Annotated in this window: 19 protein-coding genes; 17 read left to right on the top strand and 2 right to left on the bottom strand. The window is 29.8% G+C overall.

What is annotated here, in order from left to right; genetic code table 11:
- Positions 1-125 precede the first annotated feature (125 nt).
- The 3 genes from ACQ3F0_RS03255 to ACQ3F0_RS03245 all read left to right on the top strand — a co-directional run bounded on the left by ACQ3F0_RS03255 (position 126) and on the right by ACQ3F0_RS03245 (position 3428).
- Positions 126-1100, top strand: coding sequence for a YheT family hydrolase (locus ACQ3F0_RS03255; RefSeq protein ID WP_428863593.1), 975 nt, complete (start codon positions 126-128; stop codon positions 1098-1100).
- A gap of 15 nt (positions 1101-1115) precedes the next feature.
- The gene (locus ACQ3F0_RS03250) at positions 1116-1805 is read left to right on the top strand and encodes a pseudouridine synthase (RefSeq protein WP_428863721.1); all 690 of its coding nucleotides are present in this window, start codon (positions 1116-1118) and stop codon (positions 1803-1805) included.
- Between the two features lie 105 nt (positions 1806-1910).
- Positions 1911-3428 carry a SulP family inorganic anion transporter gene (locus ACQ3F0_RS03245; protein WP_428863592.1) on the top strand — a complete coding sequence of 506 codons (1518 nt, stop codon included), beginning with the start codon at positions 1911-1913 and terminating at the stop codon, positions 3426-3428.
- Between the two features lie 84 nt (positions 3429-3512).
- Here the strand turns inward: ACQ3F0_RS03245 and ACQ3F0_RS03240 are convergent, their stop codons facing one another.
- Entirely contained in the window at positions 3513-5222 is a 1710-nt protein-coding gene (locus ACQ3F0_RS03240) for a methyl-accepting chemotaxis protein (RefSeq protein WP_428863591.1), read from the bottom strand.
- Positions 5223-5489: 267 nt separating this feature from the next.
- Between ACQ3F0_RS03240 and ACQ3F0_RS03235 the strand changes: the two genes are divergently transcribed.
- The 8 genes from ACQ3F0_RS03235 to ACQ3F0_RS03200 all read left to right on the top strand — a co-directional run bounded on the left by ACQ3F0_RS03235 (position 5490) and on the right by ACQ3F0_RS03200 (position 12951).
- Positions 5490-6359, top strand: coding sequence for an NAD(P)-dependent oxidoreductase (locus tag ACQ3F0_RS03235; protein ID WP_428863590.1), 870 nt, complete (start codon positions 5490-5492; stop codon positions 6357-6359).
- Between the two features lie 797 nt (positions 6360-7156).
- Positions 7157-8152: a 2-hydroxyacyl-CoA dehydratase family protein gene (locus tag ACQ3F0_RS03230; protein ID WP_428863589.1), complete on the top strand. Its 996-nt coding sequence runs from the start codon at positions 7157-7159 to the stop codon at positions 8150-8152.
- A gap of 4 nt (positions 8153-8156) precedes the next feature.
- Positions 8157-8927, top strand: coding sequence for an acyl-CoA dehydratase activase (locus ACQ3F0_RS03225; RefSeq protein WP_428863588.1), 771 nt, complete (start codon positions 8157-8159; stop codon positions 8925-8927).
- A 212-nt stretch (positions 8928-9139) separates the two neighbouring features.
- A complete protein-coding gene (queD, locus tag ACQ3F0_RS03220; protein WP_428863587.1) occupies positions 9140-9562 on the top strand; it encodes a 6-carboxytetrahydropterin synthase QueD in 423 nt (140 codons plus the stop codon).
- 2 nt (positions 9563-9564) lie between these two features.
- Complete coding sequence (gene queE, locus ACQ3F0_RS03215; protein ID WP_428863586.1) at positions 9565-10233, top strand: putative 7-carboxy-7-deazaguanine synthase QueE; 669 nt, start codon at positions 9565-9567, stop codon at positions 10231-10233.
- A 1-nt stretch (position 10234) separates the two neighbouring features.
- A complete protein-coding gene (gene folE, locus ACQ3F0_RS03210) occupies positions 10235-10822 on the top strand; it encodes a GTP cyclohydrolase I FolE (RefSeq protein WP_428863585.1) in 588 nt (195 codons plus the stop codon).
- A gap of 52 nt (positions 10823-10874) precedes the next feature.
- On the top strand, positions 10875-11546 hold the full coding sequence (queC, locus tag ACQ3F0_RS03205; protein WP_428863584.1) for a 7-cyano-7-deazaguanine synthase QueC: 672 nt from the start codon (positions 10875-10877) through the stop codon (positions 11544-11546).
- Between the two features lie 118 nt (positions 11547-11664).
- A complete protein-coding gene (locus ACQ3F0_RS03200; RefSeq protein WP_428863583.1) occupies positions 11665-12951 on the top strand; it encodes an MBL fold metallo-hydrolase in 1287 nt (428 codons plus the stop codon).
- 85 nt (positions 12952-13036) lie between these two features.
- Here ACQ3F0_RS03200 and ACQ3F0_RS03195 read toward each other — a convergent pair whose 3' ends face one another.
- Entirely contained in the window at positions 13037-13441 is a 405-nt protein-coding gene (locus tag ACQ3F0_RS03195; RefSeq protein WP_428863582.1) for a hypothetical protein, read from the bottom strand.
- Positions 13442-13939: 498 nt separating this feature from the next.
- Between ACQ3F0_RS03195 and ACQ3F0_RS03190 the strand changes: the two genes are divergently transcribed.
- The 6 genes from ACQ3F0_RS03190 to ACQ3F0_RS03165 all read left to right on the top strand — a co-directional run bounded on the left by ACQ3F0_RS03190 (position 13940) and on the right by ACQ3F0_RS03165 (position 19159).
- Positions 13940-14422 (top strand): hypothetical protein, encoded by a 483-nt coding sequence (locus ACQ3F0_RS03190; protein ID WP_428863581.1) that lies wholly within the window; start codon positions 13940-13942, stop codon positions 14420-14422.
- A 144-nt stretch (positions 14423-14566) separates the two neighbouring features.
- Complete coding sequence (locus ACQ3F0_RS03185) at positions 14567-15136, top strand: L,D-transpeptidase family protein (RefSeq protein WP_428863580.1); 570 nt, start codon at positions 14567-14569, stop codon at positions 15134-15136.
- Positions 15137-15322: 186 nt separating this feature from the next.
- A complete protein-coding gene (locus ACQ3F0_RS03180; protein WP_428863579.1) occupies positions 15323-16486 on the top strand; it encodes a M20 family metallopeptidase in 1164 nt (387 codons plus the stop codon).
- 54 nt (positions 16487-16540) lie between these two features.
- Positions 16541-17701 carry a M20 family metallopeptidase gene (locus tag ACQ3F0_RS03175; protein WP_428863578.1) on the top strand — a complete coding sequence of 387 codons (1161 nt, stop codon included), beginning with the start codon at positions 16541-16543 and terminating at the stop codon, positions 17699-17701.
- 76 nt (positions 17702-17777) lie between these two features.
- Complete coding sequence (locus ACQ3F0_RS03170) at positions 17778-18287, top strand: NUDIX domain-containing protein (protein WP_428863577.1); 510 nt, start codon at positions 17778-17780, stop codon at positions 18285-18287.
- A 29-nt stretch (positions 18288-18316) separates the two neighbouring features.
- The gene (locus tag ACQ3F0_RS03165) at positions 18317-19159 is read left to right on the top strand and encodes a PRD domain-containing protein (RefSeq protein ID WP_428863576.1); all 843 of its coding nucleotides are present in this window, start codon (positions 18317-18319) and stop codon (positions 19157-19159) included.
- Positions 19160-19199 lie beyond the last annotated feature (40 nt).

Raw genomic sequence — 19199 nt, 5'->3', positions numbered from 1 at the left:
TAAAATGTAATTTAAACAAAAGGTAAATAGAAGGAATTAATATATCTGGTACAGAGATGTTAATTCCTTTTTGCGTGGATATGTATATGTACTATAAAAGAATAAATGTGAAAGGAGATATTTCTTTGACAATAAAAAATTCCCTAGAATATAAGGCTAGTATTATTTTTAGGAATAAACATTTTAACACTATTTATCCAACATTGTTTAGAAAGATAAAAAATATAGATTTTCAGCGTAATAGAATAAAAACCCCAGATTGCGATTTTTTAGATATAGATTGGTCTAAAATTCGTTCCAAAAGGTTGTTAGTTCTTTTTCATGGTTTGGAAGGAAGTTCTAATGGACAGTATATAAAAGGAATGTGTAGAGTTTTCAATAAAAATAATTGGGATGTTCTTGCGATGAATTATAGAGGGTGTAGTGGTGAGATTAATAAAACAGTGAAATTTTATCACGGTGGTGCAACAGATGATATAGATTATTTGTTAAATCTAATTGAAAAAGACTATGAACAAATCGCACTAGTAGGTTTTAGCTTAGGGGGAAATATGTTATTAAAATATTTAGGTGATGGCAAATATAAGTTGAATTGTAAAATAACTTCAGCAGCAGCTATTTCAGTACCCTGTGATTTAAAAAGTGCTATGGAAAATTTGGCTAACAAGAGGAATTTCATTTATTCACGAAGGTTCTTGAAAGCACTAAAGAAAAAGGTAATGCTTAAGAAGAAATTTTTACCTGATGAAATTTCTGATGAAGATTTAAAATGTATAAAATCATTAAAAGACTTTGACGATAAATATACTGCACCTATTCATGGATTTATAGATGCTTATGATTATTATAATAAATGTAGTTGCAAACAATTTTTGGAAGATATAAAAATACCTACTTTAATCATAAATGCTATGGATGATCCATTTTTGACTCCTGAATGTTTTCCATTTAAGGAAGCAATAGTAAATCCTAATTTGATACTTGTTACACCAAAGCATGGAGGACATGTAGGATTTTCTTCTTTAAATGATGAGGATTATTGGACCGAAAAAAAAGTGTTGGATTTCATGATTAAAAATACAAATAATGGAGAAATATAGATGGATGAAAAAGTTATAAGAATAAATAAAATTTTGAGCAATGCAGGTTTTTGTTCTAGAAGAGATGCGAATAGACTTATCGAAGAAAAAAGAATAACATTTAATGGGAATTTTTGTGAAGCTGGTCAATGGGTAAAAGAGAGTGATGAAATACTACTTGACAATAAACCAATTCCTATTAAAGAAAAAATCTATATTGCATTAAATAAACCAGTAGGCATTACTTGTACTGCTTCAAGAAAAGTGAAAAGTAATATAATTGATTTTATTAATTATCCAGATTATATTTTTCCAGTAGGTAGATTAGATAAAGATTCTCAAGGCTTAATACTTATGACAAATGATGGAGAACTAGCTAATAAAATTTCAAATCCTAATAATGAGCATGAAAAAGAATATTTAGTAACAGTTGATAAACATTTTGATGATTTTTTCATGACTCAAATGTCAAAGGGTGTTGAAATTTTTGGAGTTAAAACAAAGCCTTGCAAAGTGAGTAGAGTTAATAATGATACTTTTCGTATAATTTTATCACAAGGGCTTAATAGACAAATTCGTAAAATGAGTGGAGTCTTTGGATATAAAGTTGAGAAACTAGAAAGAATTAGAATTCTTAATATTAAAATCAATAAAACAGCTATCGGCTCATGGCGTAAACTTACTGATGAAGAAATGTTGAAGTTAAGAAGTATAATTTCAATTTGATATATAGCATTGATATTTTTCTAGATTTTGATATGGTTTTATGTTAAAATATACACTTGTGTGCATAAAAATTTAGCAGAAGACAGGAGTGTATATTATCTAAATATGGATATAAAAACGATGAATTTAAAAAATGAAACATTATCAGGGCTTACTGTAGCATTAGCCTTAGTACCAGAAGCAGTAGCTTTTGCTTTTGTTGCGGGAGTTGATCCACTAGTTGCTTTGTATGCAGCATTTATAGTAGGCTTTATAACCTCTATTTTTGGAGGAAGGCCAGGGATGATATCTGGAGCTACAGGTGGTCTTGCAGTTGTTATGGTAGAATTAGTAGCTCATCATGGAGTGGAATATTTGTTTGCAGCTGTTATTTTAATGGGTTTAATTCAAATAGCGGTTGGATTATTGAAATTGGGTAAATTTATAAGAATAATTCCTCATCCGGTAATGTTGGGATTTGTTAATGGACTAGCAATCGTAATTTTCTTGGCTCAATTAAGTCAGTTTAAAGTTACTGATGAGAATGGAGTTCTTCAGTGGATGACAGGATCAGAATTATGGATAATGGTTGGCTTAGTATTATTAACCATGGCGATTATTTACATTTTACCCAAATTAACTAAAGCAATACCGGCTTCATTATTTGCAATTATTGTAGTAGCTTTATTAGTAAATGTTTTAGGAATTGATACAAGAACAGTTGGAGATATTGCTAGTGTTAAAGGGGGATTTCCTGAATTTGGTATACCCAAAGTACCTATTAATCTAGAAACTTTTAAAATTGTATTTCCTTATGCAGTAATTTTTGCAGCAATAGGACTAATTGAGTCATTAATGACATTAACATTAATTGATGAAATTACGGATACAAGAGGTAGAGGAAATAAAGAATGTATAGGACAAGGATTTGCTAATATAGTAACAGGTTTTTTCGGAGGTATGGGCGGTTGTGCAATGATAGGCCAAAGTGTTATTAATATAAATTCTGGTGGACGTAGAAGAATTTCAGGAATATCAGCTTCTTTATTCTTATTAGGATTTATATTATTTGGATCAAGTCTAATAGAAAAAATTCCGCTAGCGGCTTTAGTAGGTGTTATGTTCATAGTAGTTATTGGAACTTTTGAATGGTCAAGTTTCAGAGTTATAAAGAATATTAAAAAGTCAGATGCTCTAATAATAATACTTGTATCTGGTATTACAGTGTTTGAAGATTTAGCGGTTGCTGTTATTGTTGGTGTTATTGTATCTTCACTTGTATTTGCTTGGGAAAAAGGTAAGCGAATTGATATTGATGAAGAAATTGAAGAGAATGGTACAAAAGTATATAAAATAAGAGGAGCATTGTTTTTTGGATCTTCCAGAAATTTTTTGGAAGCTTTTGATGTTAAAAATGACCCTGAAGTAATTATAATTGATTTTATGTATGCAAGATTATTTGATCATACTGGAATAGATACCATTAATAAACTAACTGAAAAATATAAAGTTTTAGGGAAAGAACTTCATTTGAAACACTTGACTAAAGAGTGCTATGATTTTATACAAGATTCTAATAAAATTGTAGAAATAAATATTATTGAAGATCCTAATTATCATGTAGCTTTAGATGAATTGGGATAATATAAATTTGAAATTTCGTAATCTTAATAAGGGCTAGAGTTTAAAAACTCTAGCCCTTATACTATACATATCATTTCGTATATCTTAATATTTTTCCATATCTATATCATTTATTTCATTTTTTTTCTCTGGAAAATTTAAATCCTTTGGATTTGAATTTTCAATGCTAACATTAGATGCAGGTTGACTAAGATTTTTTAAAATAAAGGTATTTACTTGATTCTTCAGTGTTTCAGCTTGTCCTGATAATTCTTCACTTGCTGCAGCTGATTCTTCTGATGTTGCTGAAGTTGCTTGTACCACAGATGCAATCTGATTGATTCCAGTATTAATTTGATCTAACCCAATAGATTGTTCTCTAGTTGATACAGCAATTTCTGTTACCAAATGAGCTGATTCATCGACGCCTGTTACGACTTTCTTCAAAGCTTCTGCTGTTATGTCTGCAATCTTTGTACCATCTTCTACTTTTTTAATAGATCCTTCAATTAAGGTTGTTGTTTCTTTTGCAGCATTTGCAGAACGGGCAGCAAGATTTCTAACCTCTTCAGCTACTACTGCAAATCCCTTACCATGTTGTCCAGCTCTAGCTGCTTCAACTGCTGCATTAAGTGCTAATATATTAGTTTGGAAAGCAATTTCATCTATTACCTTAATTATCTTTGATATATTTTTTGACGAATTGTTAATTTCGGTCATTGCATCTAACATATAGTTCATTTGTGAGTAACCTTCTGTTACATTTGTTTTAACTGACTGTGTAATATTTTTTACTTCATCAGCATTTTTTGCATTTTGTTTTGTCTGTGAAGTAATTTCCTCAATGGATGCAGTTAATTGTTCAATTGAGCTAGCTTGTTCTGTTGCACCTTGAGATAAGGATATACTTGAATGTGATACTTGTCTTGCGCCGGCAGCTACTTGGTTAGATGCTGAGTTAATATTGGAAATTACATTATTCATGTTATTTACCATTACTGTGAATGCTTTGGCAAGAGAACCTAGTTCATCTGATCTATTAATATTTATAGATATATCTAAATTTCCATCAGCTATTGAATTAGCGGATGCTAAAAGGTTTTGGATTGGTTTACTAATTGATTTACTTACTAAAAATGCTACTATGTAACCGATAATTATTGAACTTACTAATATTATAGAAAGTAAAATAACAGTATTTTTATATTGTTTAGCGATTATATCTTCCTCATTTTGAATAAAAGCATCGATATCATCAATATAATTACCTGTTCCTATTACCCATCCAAAGGGTTCATATAATTTTACATAAGCTCTTTTTGGTAAGGGGATATTTTCACCGTTTTTGGGAAAATAATAATCGGTGTATCCATCACCTTTATCTTTTGCGATTTGGATAAAGTTTTGAATTATTTTGTTTTTCATTTTATCCTCTAGATTAATTCTACTTTTACCTTCAACATCTTTATTACCAAGAAGGACTACATTGATTCCGTTTAATGTGTCAACAAAGAAATAACCATTTTTACCATATCGTGCATTTCTAATAATATCAGCTGCAACTATTTTACCTTCTTCTTCAGTTAGAATTCCTTTTTTTATTGTATTTTTAATCCCATCAAGTTGAGATACAATAATTTCTACTTGTTGCTTGATATTTTGATCATAACTTACTCGTAGATCTTTCTCAAGCTGAGTTAATCTATCATTGTTGTTTTTATAAATTAAATACAATGATGAAGAACTAATAATAATTGAAATAATTATAACTATTGAAATAATAACTAGTACAAATTTTCCTCTAATGCTTTTCAAATGATTACCTCCTCAGAATGTATCCAGAAAACAAAAAATGTTTTTGATAAAATTTTTAATGAAAACGATTTAATTAGTTTTTTAATTATATCAAAATATTAATTCAATATCAATGATAAATATTACCAGGTATTTTATTGATTAACAGTATAAGGTGTATTATACAAATAAAGCTATATATAAATTAGAGATATATTTCAACAAATTTATGATAAAATAATACCAAGAAAAAAATTGTTTAAATAATCCATATAAGGAGGGTTCTAATTGAAAAATAAAACAATAGGGTTTATTGGTATTGGTGTTATGGGAAAAAGTATGGTAAGAAATCTTATGCAAGGTGGATTTAGTGTTCATATTTTTACACGAACAAAATCTAAAGCTTCAGATTTAATAGAAGAAGGGGCTATATGGGAAGATGAAATCAGTACACTAACAAAGAATTCAGATATTATTATTACTATAGTGGGTTTTCCAGTTGATGTAGAAGAAATCTACTTAGGAGAAAAGGGAATTATCAACTGTTCTAGGGAAGGAAATATTTTGATTGATATGACTACTTCTAAACCTAGTCTAGCAATAGAAATTAATAAAAAAGCACTAGAAAAAGGAGTGAAAACTTTGGATGCGCCTGTTTCTGGTGGAGACATTGGTGCTAAAAATGGAACTTTATCCATTATGGTAGGTGGTGAAAAAGAAACATTTAATGAAACTTTACCACTTCTTGAACTTATGGGTAAAAATATAGTTTATCAAGGAAAAGCAGGATCAGGGCAACATACAAAAATGTGCAATCAAATTGCTATTGCCACCAATATGATTGGGGTATGTGAAGCTTTAATTTATGCAAAAAAAGCAGGTCTAAATGAAGAAACAGTTTTAAAAAGTATAACTTTGGGAGCGGCAGGGAGCTGGTCTTTAAGTAATTTAGCTCCTAGAATCATAAAAGAGGATTTTTCACCAGGATTTTTTGTAAAGCATTTTGTAAAAGATATGACTATAGCTTTAACTGAGGCAGAAAACATGGGACTATTAACTCCGGGCTTAAAATTGTCTTTAGAATTATATAAAGAATTAATGGAACAAGGTTATGAAAATAATGGAACGCAGGTGCTTTATAAAGCTTTTAATAAATAAAATAGCAAAGTTGATATCAAAATAAAGCTCGCAATTGAAATAAATTGTGAAACAAATTGACGGTTGACAGTGTTCAATTGACAGTAAAGGATATCTTTCACTAAAGTGAAAGCTTTTAATTTGAATTTCTTTCCTTTTACGTTTGTAAAAATACCTTATTTAAGTTAGCAAAGCTAACAAGGCTTAGTTAAAGATTTTCTGGAAGAAAATCATCATTTACTGTCAACTGTAGACCGTCAACTGACTACTATAAATTGCGAAACTCTTTTCTTCGCAATTTATAATTATTGTGTCTAATTACCATTGGTATTAAACTCGAGTTATGTTATAATTAATCGAAAACGTAAAAAATAGATTCCAGTTCAACTAAATATTTATCCTTGTACTATAACTCGTTGATACTTCGAGTTTTAGTACAAGGATAAATAAAGTTTTACAATGGATTCTCTATAAGACAGTTCGTAACCATCCTGTCTATAAACAAAACTAGGACATATACTTTTACTACTTTTGTAGAAAGTATTATTTGTTTTAGGGCTGTTTAAGCCCTTTTTTTGTTTGCTCTTTTTTATTTGCCATTTTACATTGGATACGAAAATATAATTACCTATTTAATGTTTAATGTAAAATGAAGGGGTGCAGGGGAAGTATTTCCTGATTCTTTCAGGAGGGTGCTCAGACGCGTATGCGTCGTAGAAGGGGATCCCGCTGGCGTGACAGGCGTTTGCTTGCAAACACCGAAAACGTTCAGGTTCCCTAGCGAAGCGGCTTTGCCGCCTTTTAAGGAGGAGATAGATATGAAGAAAATAGGATTAACCACAACAGTTCCAGTTGAAATTTTAATAGCAGCTGGATATACACCAATTGATTTAAATAATTTATTTGTAACATCAGAAAATCATATTGAATACATAGATTTTGCTGAAAGGGAAGGTTTCCCTAAAAGTATGTGTGCTTGGATTAAAGGAATTTTCGGTGCATGTATAAGGCACGAAATTAAGGAAATTGTAGGTGTTGTAGAAGGAGATTGTTCGAATACTGATGCTTTATTAGAAGTTTTGAAAATAAAAGAAATCAAGATTCATCCGTTTGCTTTCCCACACAGTCATAAACTCAGAGATGTTACTTCTTCAATTAGGAATTTCATGGAATATTTTAATGTAAGTGAGGAACAAGTTGAACAGGTAAGAAGAAGACTGAACAAAACTAGATTAAAAGCAAGTGAAATTGATGAGTTGACATATAAGGAATATAAAGTTACAGGCTTTGAAAATCACATACTTCAGCTTTGTTTAAGTGATTTTGATGGGGATCTAGAATCCTATGAAAAGTTGTTAGATGAAAAGCTCGAAGAGATAAAAGGAAGAAAAGCGGATGAGAAGAAGATCAAGTTAGGTTACTTAGGAGTTCCACCAATGACAGGTGATTTGCACGATTTTGTTGAAGAATTTGATGCAAGATTTATATTTAATGAAGTTCAGAGAGAATTTGCTTTTTCAAGGGCATATAAAGCAGAAGATATTTATTATCAATACTACGATTATACTTATCCCTACGATTTGGATTTTAGAATAGAAGAAATTAAAAAAGCTATAGAAGAAAGAAAAATAGATGGTGTAATACATTATACCCAAGCTTTTTGTCATAAAGCAGTAGAGGACATTGTACTTAAGAAAAAACTTAATCTACCTATGTTAACTATAGAAGGCGATAAGAGTAATGTTCTAGATGCAAGAACAAAACTTAGAATAGAAGCTTTCCTAGATATGCTTAACGATTTGAAGGGGGAGTAGTAGAATGAGGACATTAGGGATCGATCTTGGAAGTAGAGAAGTTAAAATTATTATTATGGAGAGTTATGAAATAGTCAACAGCATAAAGCTTAGCACTATGAAATTTTATAGAGATTACTGTAGTTATGATGGAAAAATTATTGTGGATATAGATAAATTTAATATAGGAGAAGTTGATAAATGGGTTTCAACTGGATATGGAAGAAATAATACTGATTTGAAAAAATTTAAGGTTATTAATGAATTAAAAGCTCATGCGTACGGAGCGGTTTATCAAACAGGGTTGAAAAATTTTATATTACTTGATGTTGGTGGACAAGATGTTAAGATAATGAAAATTGAAAATGGATTGATGACTGATATGGAGTTAAATGATAAATGTGCAGCTTCATGCGGAAGATATCTTGAAAATATGTCAAATATACTTGAAGTTTCTTTAGATGAATTGTCAATATATTACAAAGATCCTATATATTTAAATTCTACATGTGCAGTATTTACCGAATCTGAGCTTATTGGAAAAATAGCTGAAGGAATAAAAACAGAAAGACTTTGTGCAGGTGTTAATTTTTCGCTCTATAACAGACTTAAACCTATGATAGAAAAGTTTAGAGGAGAGAAGATTGTTCTTACTGGAGGCGTAGCTAATAATAAAGCTTTAATACGATATTTGAAAAATGATTATGATGAAGTAATTACTGTTAAAGAACCACAATTTAATGGAGCAATAGGATGTTGTGTATGTGCGAACAAAGCTAAACTAAGGATCGGCTAAAAAATTACTTTTCACTTTTGCTATCAAAATATAGAGATTCTAGTTCAACTATAAATTTATAAGTGTACAAAACTCGTTAATACGTCGAAATTTTGATACAATTATAAATTAAGTTGACTATGATTCTCTGAATTGATGGTTCTGCAATTTTTGATGGAAATTTAAGGAAAGTTATTTTTTACGATCCCTGAAGAAGATTATGGAGGAATAAAATGTATATACTAAGATGTGAACATAGTTTTGACAGTGCACATTTTTTAAGTGGATATAAAGGAAAATGTGCAAATATTCATGGACATAGATGGAGAATTTTGGCTGAAGTTTGTTCTGAAAAGTTGATTGAGAGTGGGCAACTTAGAGGAATGGTTGTTGACTTTGGAGATTTAAAAAAAGACTTAAAAGAAATTGTAGACTATCTTGATCATGCATTAATAATAGAAAAAGGAACTATGAGAGAAGCTACATTGAATTGCTTGAAAGATGATTGTTTTAGAATCATTGAAGTGGATTTTAGACCAACTGCAGAAAGTTTTGGGAAATATTTTTATAATAAACTGAAAAACTATGACTATAACATAAGAAGAATAACTGTTTTTGAAACACCGTCAAATTGTGCGGTTTATGAAGAGGTGTAACTATGCAATACAAAGTAGTAGAAAAGTTTGTAAGTATAAATGGTGAAGGAATAAAGGCAGGAGAATTATCAATCTTTATAAGATTTGCAGGATGCAATTTGGATTGCAGTTACTGTGATACTAAATGGGCAAATGAAAAAAATGTCCAATACGAACTTTTAGAAAAAGAAGAAATTCTTTCTTATATAAAAGAATGTGGTATAAAAAATGTAACACTAACAGGTGGAGAACCTTTGATTCAAGAGGGAATAGGCCAGCTTATAAGCTTTTTGATGAAGAATAATGGACTAAATATAGAAATTGAAACTAACGGGAGTATAGATATCTCTGAATTTAAGAAGATAATTAATGATCGAGTTAGTTTTACTATGGATTATAAGCTTCCATGCAGCGATATGGAAGATAAAATGAATATGGATAATTTCAAAAATCTTAGTAAAAAGGATGTTATCAAATTTGTTGTAGGAACTGAATCAGAGCTTTTTCTAATAAAAGATTTAAATAATAAATACGATCTTACGGAAAATTGTAATGTATATCTAAGTCCAGTCTTTGGAACAATTGCCCCAGAAAAGGTTGTAAATTTTATGAAAGAAAATAAATTAAATGGTATAAGACTTCAAATTCAACTTCACAAGATCATTTGGAAGCCTGAAGAAAGAGGTGTTTAATATGATTAATAAAGAAAAAATAGAAGAGCATATAAGAGGATTACTAGAGGCCTTAGGAGAAAATCCAGATAGAGAAGGATTAAAAGAAACACCTCAACGTTTTGCAAAAATGTGTGAAGAAGTTTTCAACGGAATTAACTACACTAATGATGAAATTGCAGAAATGTTTAATATAACATTTGAAGAAGACTGTTTTGAAAATCAAACAGAGGATTTTGTTTTAATGAAGGATATAGAAATTTTCTCCCACTGTGAACATCATCTTGCTTTAATGTACAATATGAAGGTTGCAGTAGCATATATTCCGAAAGATAAAATAATTGGGCTTAGTAAAATTGCTAGAATAGCAGATATGGTAAGTAAAAGGCTTCAACTACAAGAGAGAATAGGCAAAGATATTGCTGAAATAATGCAGAAAATTACCGATAGTGATGATGTTGCAGTTATTATTCAAGGCGAGCATGGATGCATGACAACCAGAGGAATAAAAAAGCCCGGTACGAAAACTTTAACTACTACTTTTAGAGGTAGATTTGAAAGTGACGATAGAGTAACAAATAAATTAATTAATTTATATAAATGTAATTAAGCTAAGTAATATTTCATTAATCATAATACCAAGAATAAATAGGAGGGAAAAAATGCAAGAAAGAATAGGTAATAAAGCTGTTGTAGTTTTTAGTGGAGGACAAGATAGCACAACTTGTTTGTTCTGGGCAATAGAGAAATTTGATGAAGTAATAGCAGTATCTTTTGATTATGGTCAAAAACATATAGAAGAGCTTCAATGTGCAGAAATAATTTGTAAAGATAATAATATAGAGTATCATGTTCTTGATATGAATCTATTAAATCAGTTAGCACCAAATTCATTAACTAGAAAAGATATAAAAGTTTGTAACTATAAAAAAGATGACGAACTTCCTAATTCATTTGTAGATGGAAGAAACCTTATTTTTCTAACTTTTGTTGCAGTTTTTGCAAAGCAGAGAAATATAAACAATATAGTAACAGGAGTGTCTCAAAGTGATTTCAGTGGCTACCCAGATTGTAGAGATATTTTTGTGAAATCAACAAATGTCACATTAAATCTTGCTATGGACTACCAATTTGTAATTCATACACCATTAATGTGGATTGATAAGGCAGAAACATGGAAGATGGCATATGATTTAGGAGTTCTAGATATTATAAAAAATGAAACACTGACTTGTTATAATGGAATAATAGGAGAAGGCTGTGGTGAATGCCCTTCATGTAAGTTAAGAATGAAAGGGTATGAGGAGTTTATAAAACAAAATAATATGGAGTAACCATCATATATGGATATAATAAAGTTTAGCAAAGTTAGTTTATTTCACAAATAAACTAATGATGTTAAACTTTCATTTTTTAATGTATAATAAAATAAAAGTTTAGGAGAGAAGACAAATGAAAAAAGAAAAAGAATTCAAAAATAAAGGAATAAAAACATTAATATTTTTGTCGTCAATTATTTTCATGTTTTTAAATATGGCTGGGTGTTCTACGAAAGAAAATACTCAGGTAATTTCTCATGACACTAGTGTAACTACCGATGAAGTATCAGGAATAATGAAAGTTCATTTTATTGATGTTGCCCAAGGAGATGCAATCTTAATTCAAAGTGACGGAAAAAATATGCTAATAGATGCAGGTAAAAATGATAAAGCAGATTTAGTTAAGGATTATTTAAAAGATCAAGGGGTAGAAAAGTTAGATTTTTTTATTGGTACACACCCTCATGAAGATCATATCGGTGGAGCAGATATAGTGTTGAATAATTTTGAAGTTAATAAAGTTATAATGCCTAAAGTAACTGCAACCACAAAAACTTATAAGGATGTAATCAATTCTATAAATAATAACAATTTGAAAATAACTGTGCCAAAAGTTGGAACAACTTATGAACTTGGAAAAGCAACATTTCAAATAGTTGCACCTAATAGTACTAGCTATAGGGATACTAATAATTATAGTGTTTCTATAAAGCTTACTTTGGATAATAATAGTTTTTTATTTACAGGTGATGCTGAAGATGTTAGTGAAGAAGAAATGGTATCAAATGGAATGGATTTAAAAGTTGATGTACTTAAAATAGGACACCATGGAAGTCATTCTTCAACCACAAATGAATTTTTAAATAAAGTTAATCCGAAATATGCAGTTATAAGTGTGGGAAAATTGAATGATTATGGTCATCCTCACATTGAAACTATGGAAAAACTAAAGGATAAAAATATTACTGTTTATAGGACGGATGAATCTGGTACAATAATTGTTACAAGTGATGGAAACACAATCTCTTTTAATATAGATAAAGAATCTTTGTCAAGAATAGAGGAAAAGGATAATTCAAAGGAACCTGTCATAAAAGAGCCAGATGCTGATTCAGCTTCAATTCATCAGAAGGGGATAGAGATAACTAATATTGATAAAGTTAAGGAAGTAGTCACTATTAAAAATAATTTAGATTTAGATGTAAACTTAAAAGGGTGGACACTCGTTTCAGTAGCCGGAAATCAAATATATACTTTTAATGATTATATACTTAGAGCTGGAGATTCAATAACTGTTGTTAGCGGTAAAGCCAAAGGGGATTTAAAGTGGACAAGCAGTAATATTTGGAATAATAGTAGTGAAGATCATGGAAAGTTGTTAGATGAAAATGGAGAGTTAATGTATTTTTATGATAAGTAATAAAATAGAAACGGTGTGAAATCTTATAATTTTTAAAGATATCCACCGTTTATTAGTAGGAGTTATTTATTTTGATATACTTTCGCTATTCATCTTCATTAACTGATTTATTCTCTAAATTAGAATTTCTGTTATCTAGAGTATTAAGGTTTATATGATGCACGATCATGTCTTCAGTAGTATTCATAATAAATCTATCTAAATAAACTCTTCCATTAGGAGTATTTGATACAACAAAAGGTTTTTCAGTGCTTCTATAATAAACCCAACCGTTAGGCTTACTTAGTACTCTATCTAAGTTTTTTTTATCAATGAGGGTTCTAGCTTTTTCACGACCATATTTATCCCTTAGTATTATTGAAACAGTTTTTTCGTCTACTATCTCATAATCGTTAGGTGTGTTTTGGTTATAAACTTCTAAATTATCTTTTTTATTATCAAGTGTATCTCCATTAATATGTCTTATTGGAGCTTTAGCATCTACTCCCAAAATAAATGATTGAAGAGATAGTTTTGATTTTTTATTTTTACCGTTGATACTAGAAAAGCTAAAGGTTTGAACTAAATAACTATTAAAGTTTTTATTCCATTCTGCAAACCATCTACCTTTTTCTAAGACTTTTTCTAAATCTTCAGTATTTATTTGAGTGCTGATAATTGTACCATTCTTTTTACTTACTTTTAGATAAGTAATGTTTTCTTTTATATCATATTGATTTTCTTTTGCTTCATTTTTGCTTTTTATAATAATACACCTCTTTTGATTAATATTTTAATATTTAATAAAGACTCTTCTAAAGATTTTGAGTACTTAACATTATAACATAATTATCTATATATTATTTTTTATTTACAAAAATAATTTTTAATAAAGAATATTGTCGAATATATTTATTAGATTATGGTAAAATAACTAGTATTATGATATTTAGGCAAATATATAATTGATTTATAGGAGTGGTTAATATTTTAGAGAAAGCAAAAAACAATGAGTAATTTTAAAGAATATCTATTGGATACTAATGTAGTTATAAGAATATGGAATGAATACCCTTTATTATTCCAAGCTATAGAAAAAAACAAAGAAATGGATTATGCCATTTATCACAATATAGCTGTTGAAATATCAAAAAAGGAATTTAGAAATATTGATGGAGTCCCTGTGCTTTCTGATAAATTTTTAAAATTAGTAGGTCATATAATTAATGAAGATTTAGTTGATACTTTAAAAATAAGTAAATCAGATATTAATATTAAATATAATAAGCAAAAAGATATTTATATCTTAAATGGTAATAAACTTTCAAGAAATGATTATGACCTTATCTGTATCTGTGAAAAATTTAAAAAGTATACGTTGGTCACTGGCGATAAAGGTTTACTCAATAGTGCGAACATAATATTACCCCCAAAACGGGTATTGACCTTTGATGGTTTTTTTGCAGATATGAAAAAGTTTAATGTGATATAATGGTAATGGCGCAAGAAGTATTTAATTTGAATCCAATGTGTATAAAGAATATGGTATTAGTAGTAATGAGGTGGTAGTTTGTTCAAAAAAAATAAATATTTTGTTATAACTTTTGTGATTATTGCATTTTTAGGAGTGATATTTGTGACAGAAAAGAGTGGGCCTCAAGATAGTGAATTAATAAGACTTGAAATTGCAAAAGAAAATTTGCAGGAGAATAATTTGTTTTTTAATAAACCTGAGGAGAACATAGAAAATGTGAGGATAAAAATCTTTAAAGCTAATCGAAGATTAGAACTTTATGGAAATGGAGAAATTATTGGAAGGTTTAAAATAGCATTAGGGAGTAATCCTGTTGGAGATAAAGAAAAAGAAGGAGATAGAAAAACACCTGAAGGTGAGTACTACGTTTGTACTAGAAACGATAAGAGCAAATATACTTTGAGTTTAGGCGTAAGTTATCCAAATGTTAACGATGCTAAAGAAGGATTAGAAAAAGGAATTATTGATGATTCTACTTTTAATGATATTTCTGATGCAATAAATAGCAAAAAAAGACCACCTTGGAAAACATCTCTTGGTGGTGAAATTATGATTCATGGAGGCGGAAATAGTACAGATTGGACATGGGGATGTATAGCTCTTAGTGATGAAGATATTAGAATACTTTGGGATTATGCATCAATGGGAACCCCAATAAGCGTTTATCAATAAAGAACTTTTTTAGGAAATTTATGATATGGTTAAACCATAAAAAGTAAGTTAAACTACAATATCTACCGAAGATTAATTCGTTCTAACGCTACATTGTGGTAGAAGTTCAACTAAATTACTTTTGTGGAATAGCTATGATATGCTATGCAGAATAAATATTTATTATTACAAAATGGAGGAAGTAGTATGATTAACAAAGTTAATGCAATTATTGAGAGAATTGAAAAAGAATTAATAGAATTAAATGAGTATATTTATAAAAACCCAGAGTTAGGCCTCAAAGAATACAAAGCTGCTAAAGCACATGTAGATTTATTAAGAGCACATGGTTTTTATGTTCAAGAAGAATATATTGGAATAAAGACAGCTTTCAAGGCAATTAAAGAAAGTGAGAAAACAGGTCCAACAATTGCTTATTTAGCAGAATATGACGCTTTACCTGGCATTGGTCATGGGTGTGGTCATAATTTGTTGGGAACAACAAGTACTGGAGCTGGGATTGTACTGGGAGAACTAATATCTGAAATAGGTGGAAAGGTAATCGTATTTGGAACCCCTGCTGAAGAAAATTTTGGAGGAAAGGTAGATATGGTGAATTATGGATCATTTGAAGATGTGGATGTAGTGATGTTATCTCATCCAATGCACAAGTATATTAAGAGTGGAAAATCATTGGCCATGGAAGCGATACAATTCACTTTTAAAGGTAAATCTGCCCATGCAGCAGCATTTCCTGAAAAAGGCATTAATGCACTAGATGCAGCCATTAATACCTTCAATAATATAAATGCACTGAGAGAGCATATCAGGAGAGACGCAAGAGTACATGGAATTATTAAAGAAGGAGGAATTGCTGCAAATATAGTTCCAGATTTAGCAATTGCACAGTTTTATGTGAGAGCAACGACGAAAACTTATCTTCAAAAATTGGTAGACAAAGTTAAGAATTGTGCTAGGGGAGCTGCATTGGCTGCTGGTACTGAATTAGAAATTATAAATTACGAAACATCATATGATAATATGGTTACTAACGAGACTTTAATGGAAGCTTATTCTAAGAATTTAAGGAATTTTGGTATAAGAGATTTGGAAGAAGGAGAAAAAATAACTGGTTCAATGGATGCTGGAAATGTAAGCCATGTTTGTCCGACAATTCATCCATCTTTTTCAATAAGTGACAAAGAAGTAGTAGCTCATACTATTGAATTTGCTGAAGCTTCCATTCAACCTTTAGCTTATGAAGGAATGAAGAAAACAATTGGGACTTTAGTTTTAACTGCTGTTGATGTTTTACAGGATGAGAGTCTCTTAAAAGCAATTAAAGAAGAGTTTAAAAATAGTGAAAAATAAAATTTATAATATAAAGTAGTCTTATTTATATTTTGATAAGATGGGGGAACTAATATGGTAAACAAAGTGAATGAAATTATTGAAAAGATACAAGAAGAATTAAAAGAATTAAATGAGTATATTTTTAGGAATCCAGAACTAGGACTTGAAGAATACAAGGCATGTAAAGCCCATGCAGATTTATTAAGAAAGTATGACTTCCAAGTTGAAGAAGAATATATAGGTATTAAGACTGCTTTTAAGGCAGTAAAGGACAGTGGTAAAGAAGGTCCAACAATTGCATATTTAGCTGAATACGACGCTTTACCTGGAATAGGGCACGGTTGTGGACATAATTTATTGGGAACAACAAGTACAGGAGCGGGTATAGTATTAGGAAAACTCATTTCTGAAATTGGAGGAAGGGTAATTGTTTTTGGTACACCGGCAGAGGAGAATTTTGGTGGTAAAGTTGATATGGTCAATAATGGTTCATTTAATGATGTAGATGTTGCTATGATTTCACATCCGTTGGATAAGTATGTTAACAGTGGAAAATCATTGGCAGTACAAGCATTACAATTTACATTTAAAGGACAATCTGCCCATGCAGCCGCATTTCCTGAAAAGGGTATTAATGCATTAGATGGAGTTATAAATACTTTCAATAATATTAATGCTCTGAGGGAACACATTAGAAGTGATGCAAGAATACATGGAATAATAAAAGATGGTGGAATCGCTGCAAACATTGTTCCAGATCTAGCCATTGCACAATTTTATGTCAGAGCTGTTACAAAAACTTATTTAGAAGAATTGGTAAAGAAGGTTAAAAATTGTGCTAAAGGAGCTGCGTTAGCAACTGGAACTGAATTAGAAATTTCAAACTATGAGGCAACTTATGATAATATGGTAACTAATAAAATTCTAATGGAAACATTTAATGATAATTTAAGAAAATTAGGGATAAATGATATCAAAGAAGCTGAGAGTGTGCTATGGTCTATGGATACAGGTAATGTAAGTCATGTTTGCCCAACAATCCAACCGTCTTTTTCAATAAGTGATAGAGAAGTTGTATCTCATACTATAGAATTTGCAGATGCTACAATTCAGCCGTTAGCTTATGAAGGGATGAAGAAAACTATTGGATCTCTAGTTTTGACTGCTTCTGATATTATTCAAGATGAAAATCTTTTATGGGCAATAAAACATGAATTTGAAAATATTAATTAGAGTTTCAGGGATAATATGAAGTATAAAGTAAATTAAATGTCAATAAATAAATTAATCTAAGAAAGAGAGAAAAGATGTGGAACTGATAAGAGAAATTTATCATTATGAAATTGATAATAAGCTTGCAAATAAAAAGGTTAAATATGAAATAAGAAAGGCAGCAAGAGCAATTCTTTTAAATGATAAAGGTGAAATTGCAATATTACATGTTACTTCAGATAAATATCACAAGCTTCCAGGTGGAGGGATTGAAAGTAACGAAACAGTTATGAAAGCATTATATAGAGAGATACTTGAGGAAGTTGGAGCACATATAAAAGTTGAAGATGAAATAGGTATCATTATAGAATATCGAGATTTGTTTCAACAGCTTCAAATTTCTTATGTGTATTTGTGTAAAACCCAAGGTGAACTCGAAGAACCTAACTTTACTGAAAGTGAAAAGAACCATGGTTTTAGAGTAAAATGGATGAGAGTTGAGGACGCTATTAGTCAAATGCAAAATGATGAACCTCATAATTATATGGGTAAGTTTATAAATTTAAGAGATTTGACTTTGTTACTAAAATATAAGAATGAAATTTAATTCATTAATGAAGATTTTTGGGGTGGACAATGTATACGATTAAGAAAATATTAAATAATAATGTGGTAATTGGATTAAGCAGTAGTAGAGAAGAAGTAGTTTTAGTAGGTAGTGGTATTGGATTTGAATTTAAAAAAGGCATGCTTATACCTGGAGAACGAGTGACTACTGTTTTTACTAAAAGAGAAGAGGAGTTAAATAATAATTACGAAAATATTCTTAGAAATATCGATACTGCTATTGTTGGTATTTCTGAAGAAATCATCTCTTTTTGGGAAGAAAAATTAAAAATAAAGCTAAATAATGCAATTCATATCTCTCTACCAGATCATATAAACTTTGCATTAAAAAGGCTAAAGAGTGGGGTGAAGATTGAAAATCCATTTATTATGGAACTGAAAATTATGTTTCCAAATGAATTTGAATTATCAAGTAATGCTCTTAAAATGATAAATAGTAGATTTGATGTAAGTTTTCCAGATGATGAGATTGGATTTATTTGTTTGCATTTAAGAGCTGCGTTAACAGAAGAGGGAGTAAATACATCAGCATCTTACATGAGAAAGATATCAGAAATTATGAAGTTTATCTCAAAGCTTTTGAGAAAAGATTTAAACAAAAATTCCTTTGAATACATAAGAACGGTATCTCATATCAATTTTATGTATGAAAGAATAAAATATGAAAAACCAATAAAAAATTATTTGCTCGATAGTATAAAAAATGAACTTTATATAGAATTTAATATGGCTTTAAAGGTAGGATTAAAATTTGGGAATTTATTTAATGTAGAAGTACCTGAAGATGAAATAGGGTATATAGCTTTACATCTTAGAAGATTAAAGGAAATAGAAGGGGATAAAAGTGAGTAGAAAAAAAACTTTTTCGATTCTACAAAGAATAGGTAAATCT

The sequence above is a fragment of the Clostridium sediminicola genome, assembly GCF_050402865.1.
GTDB lineage: Bacteria > Bacillota > Clostridia > Clostridiales > Clostridiaceae > Clostridium_AF > Clostridium_AF sediminicola.
This window is presented reverse-complemented; position numbering and strand designations above follow the sequence as displayed.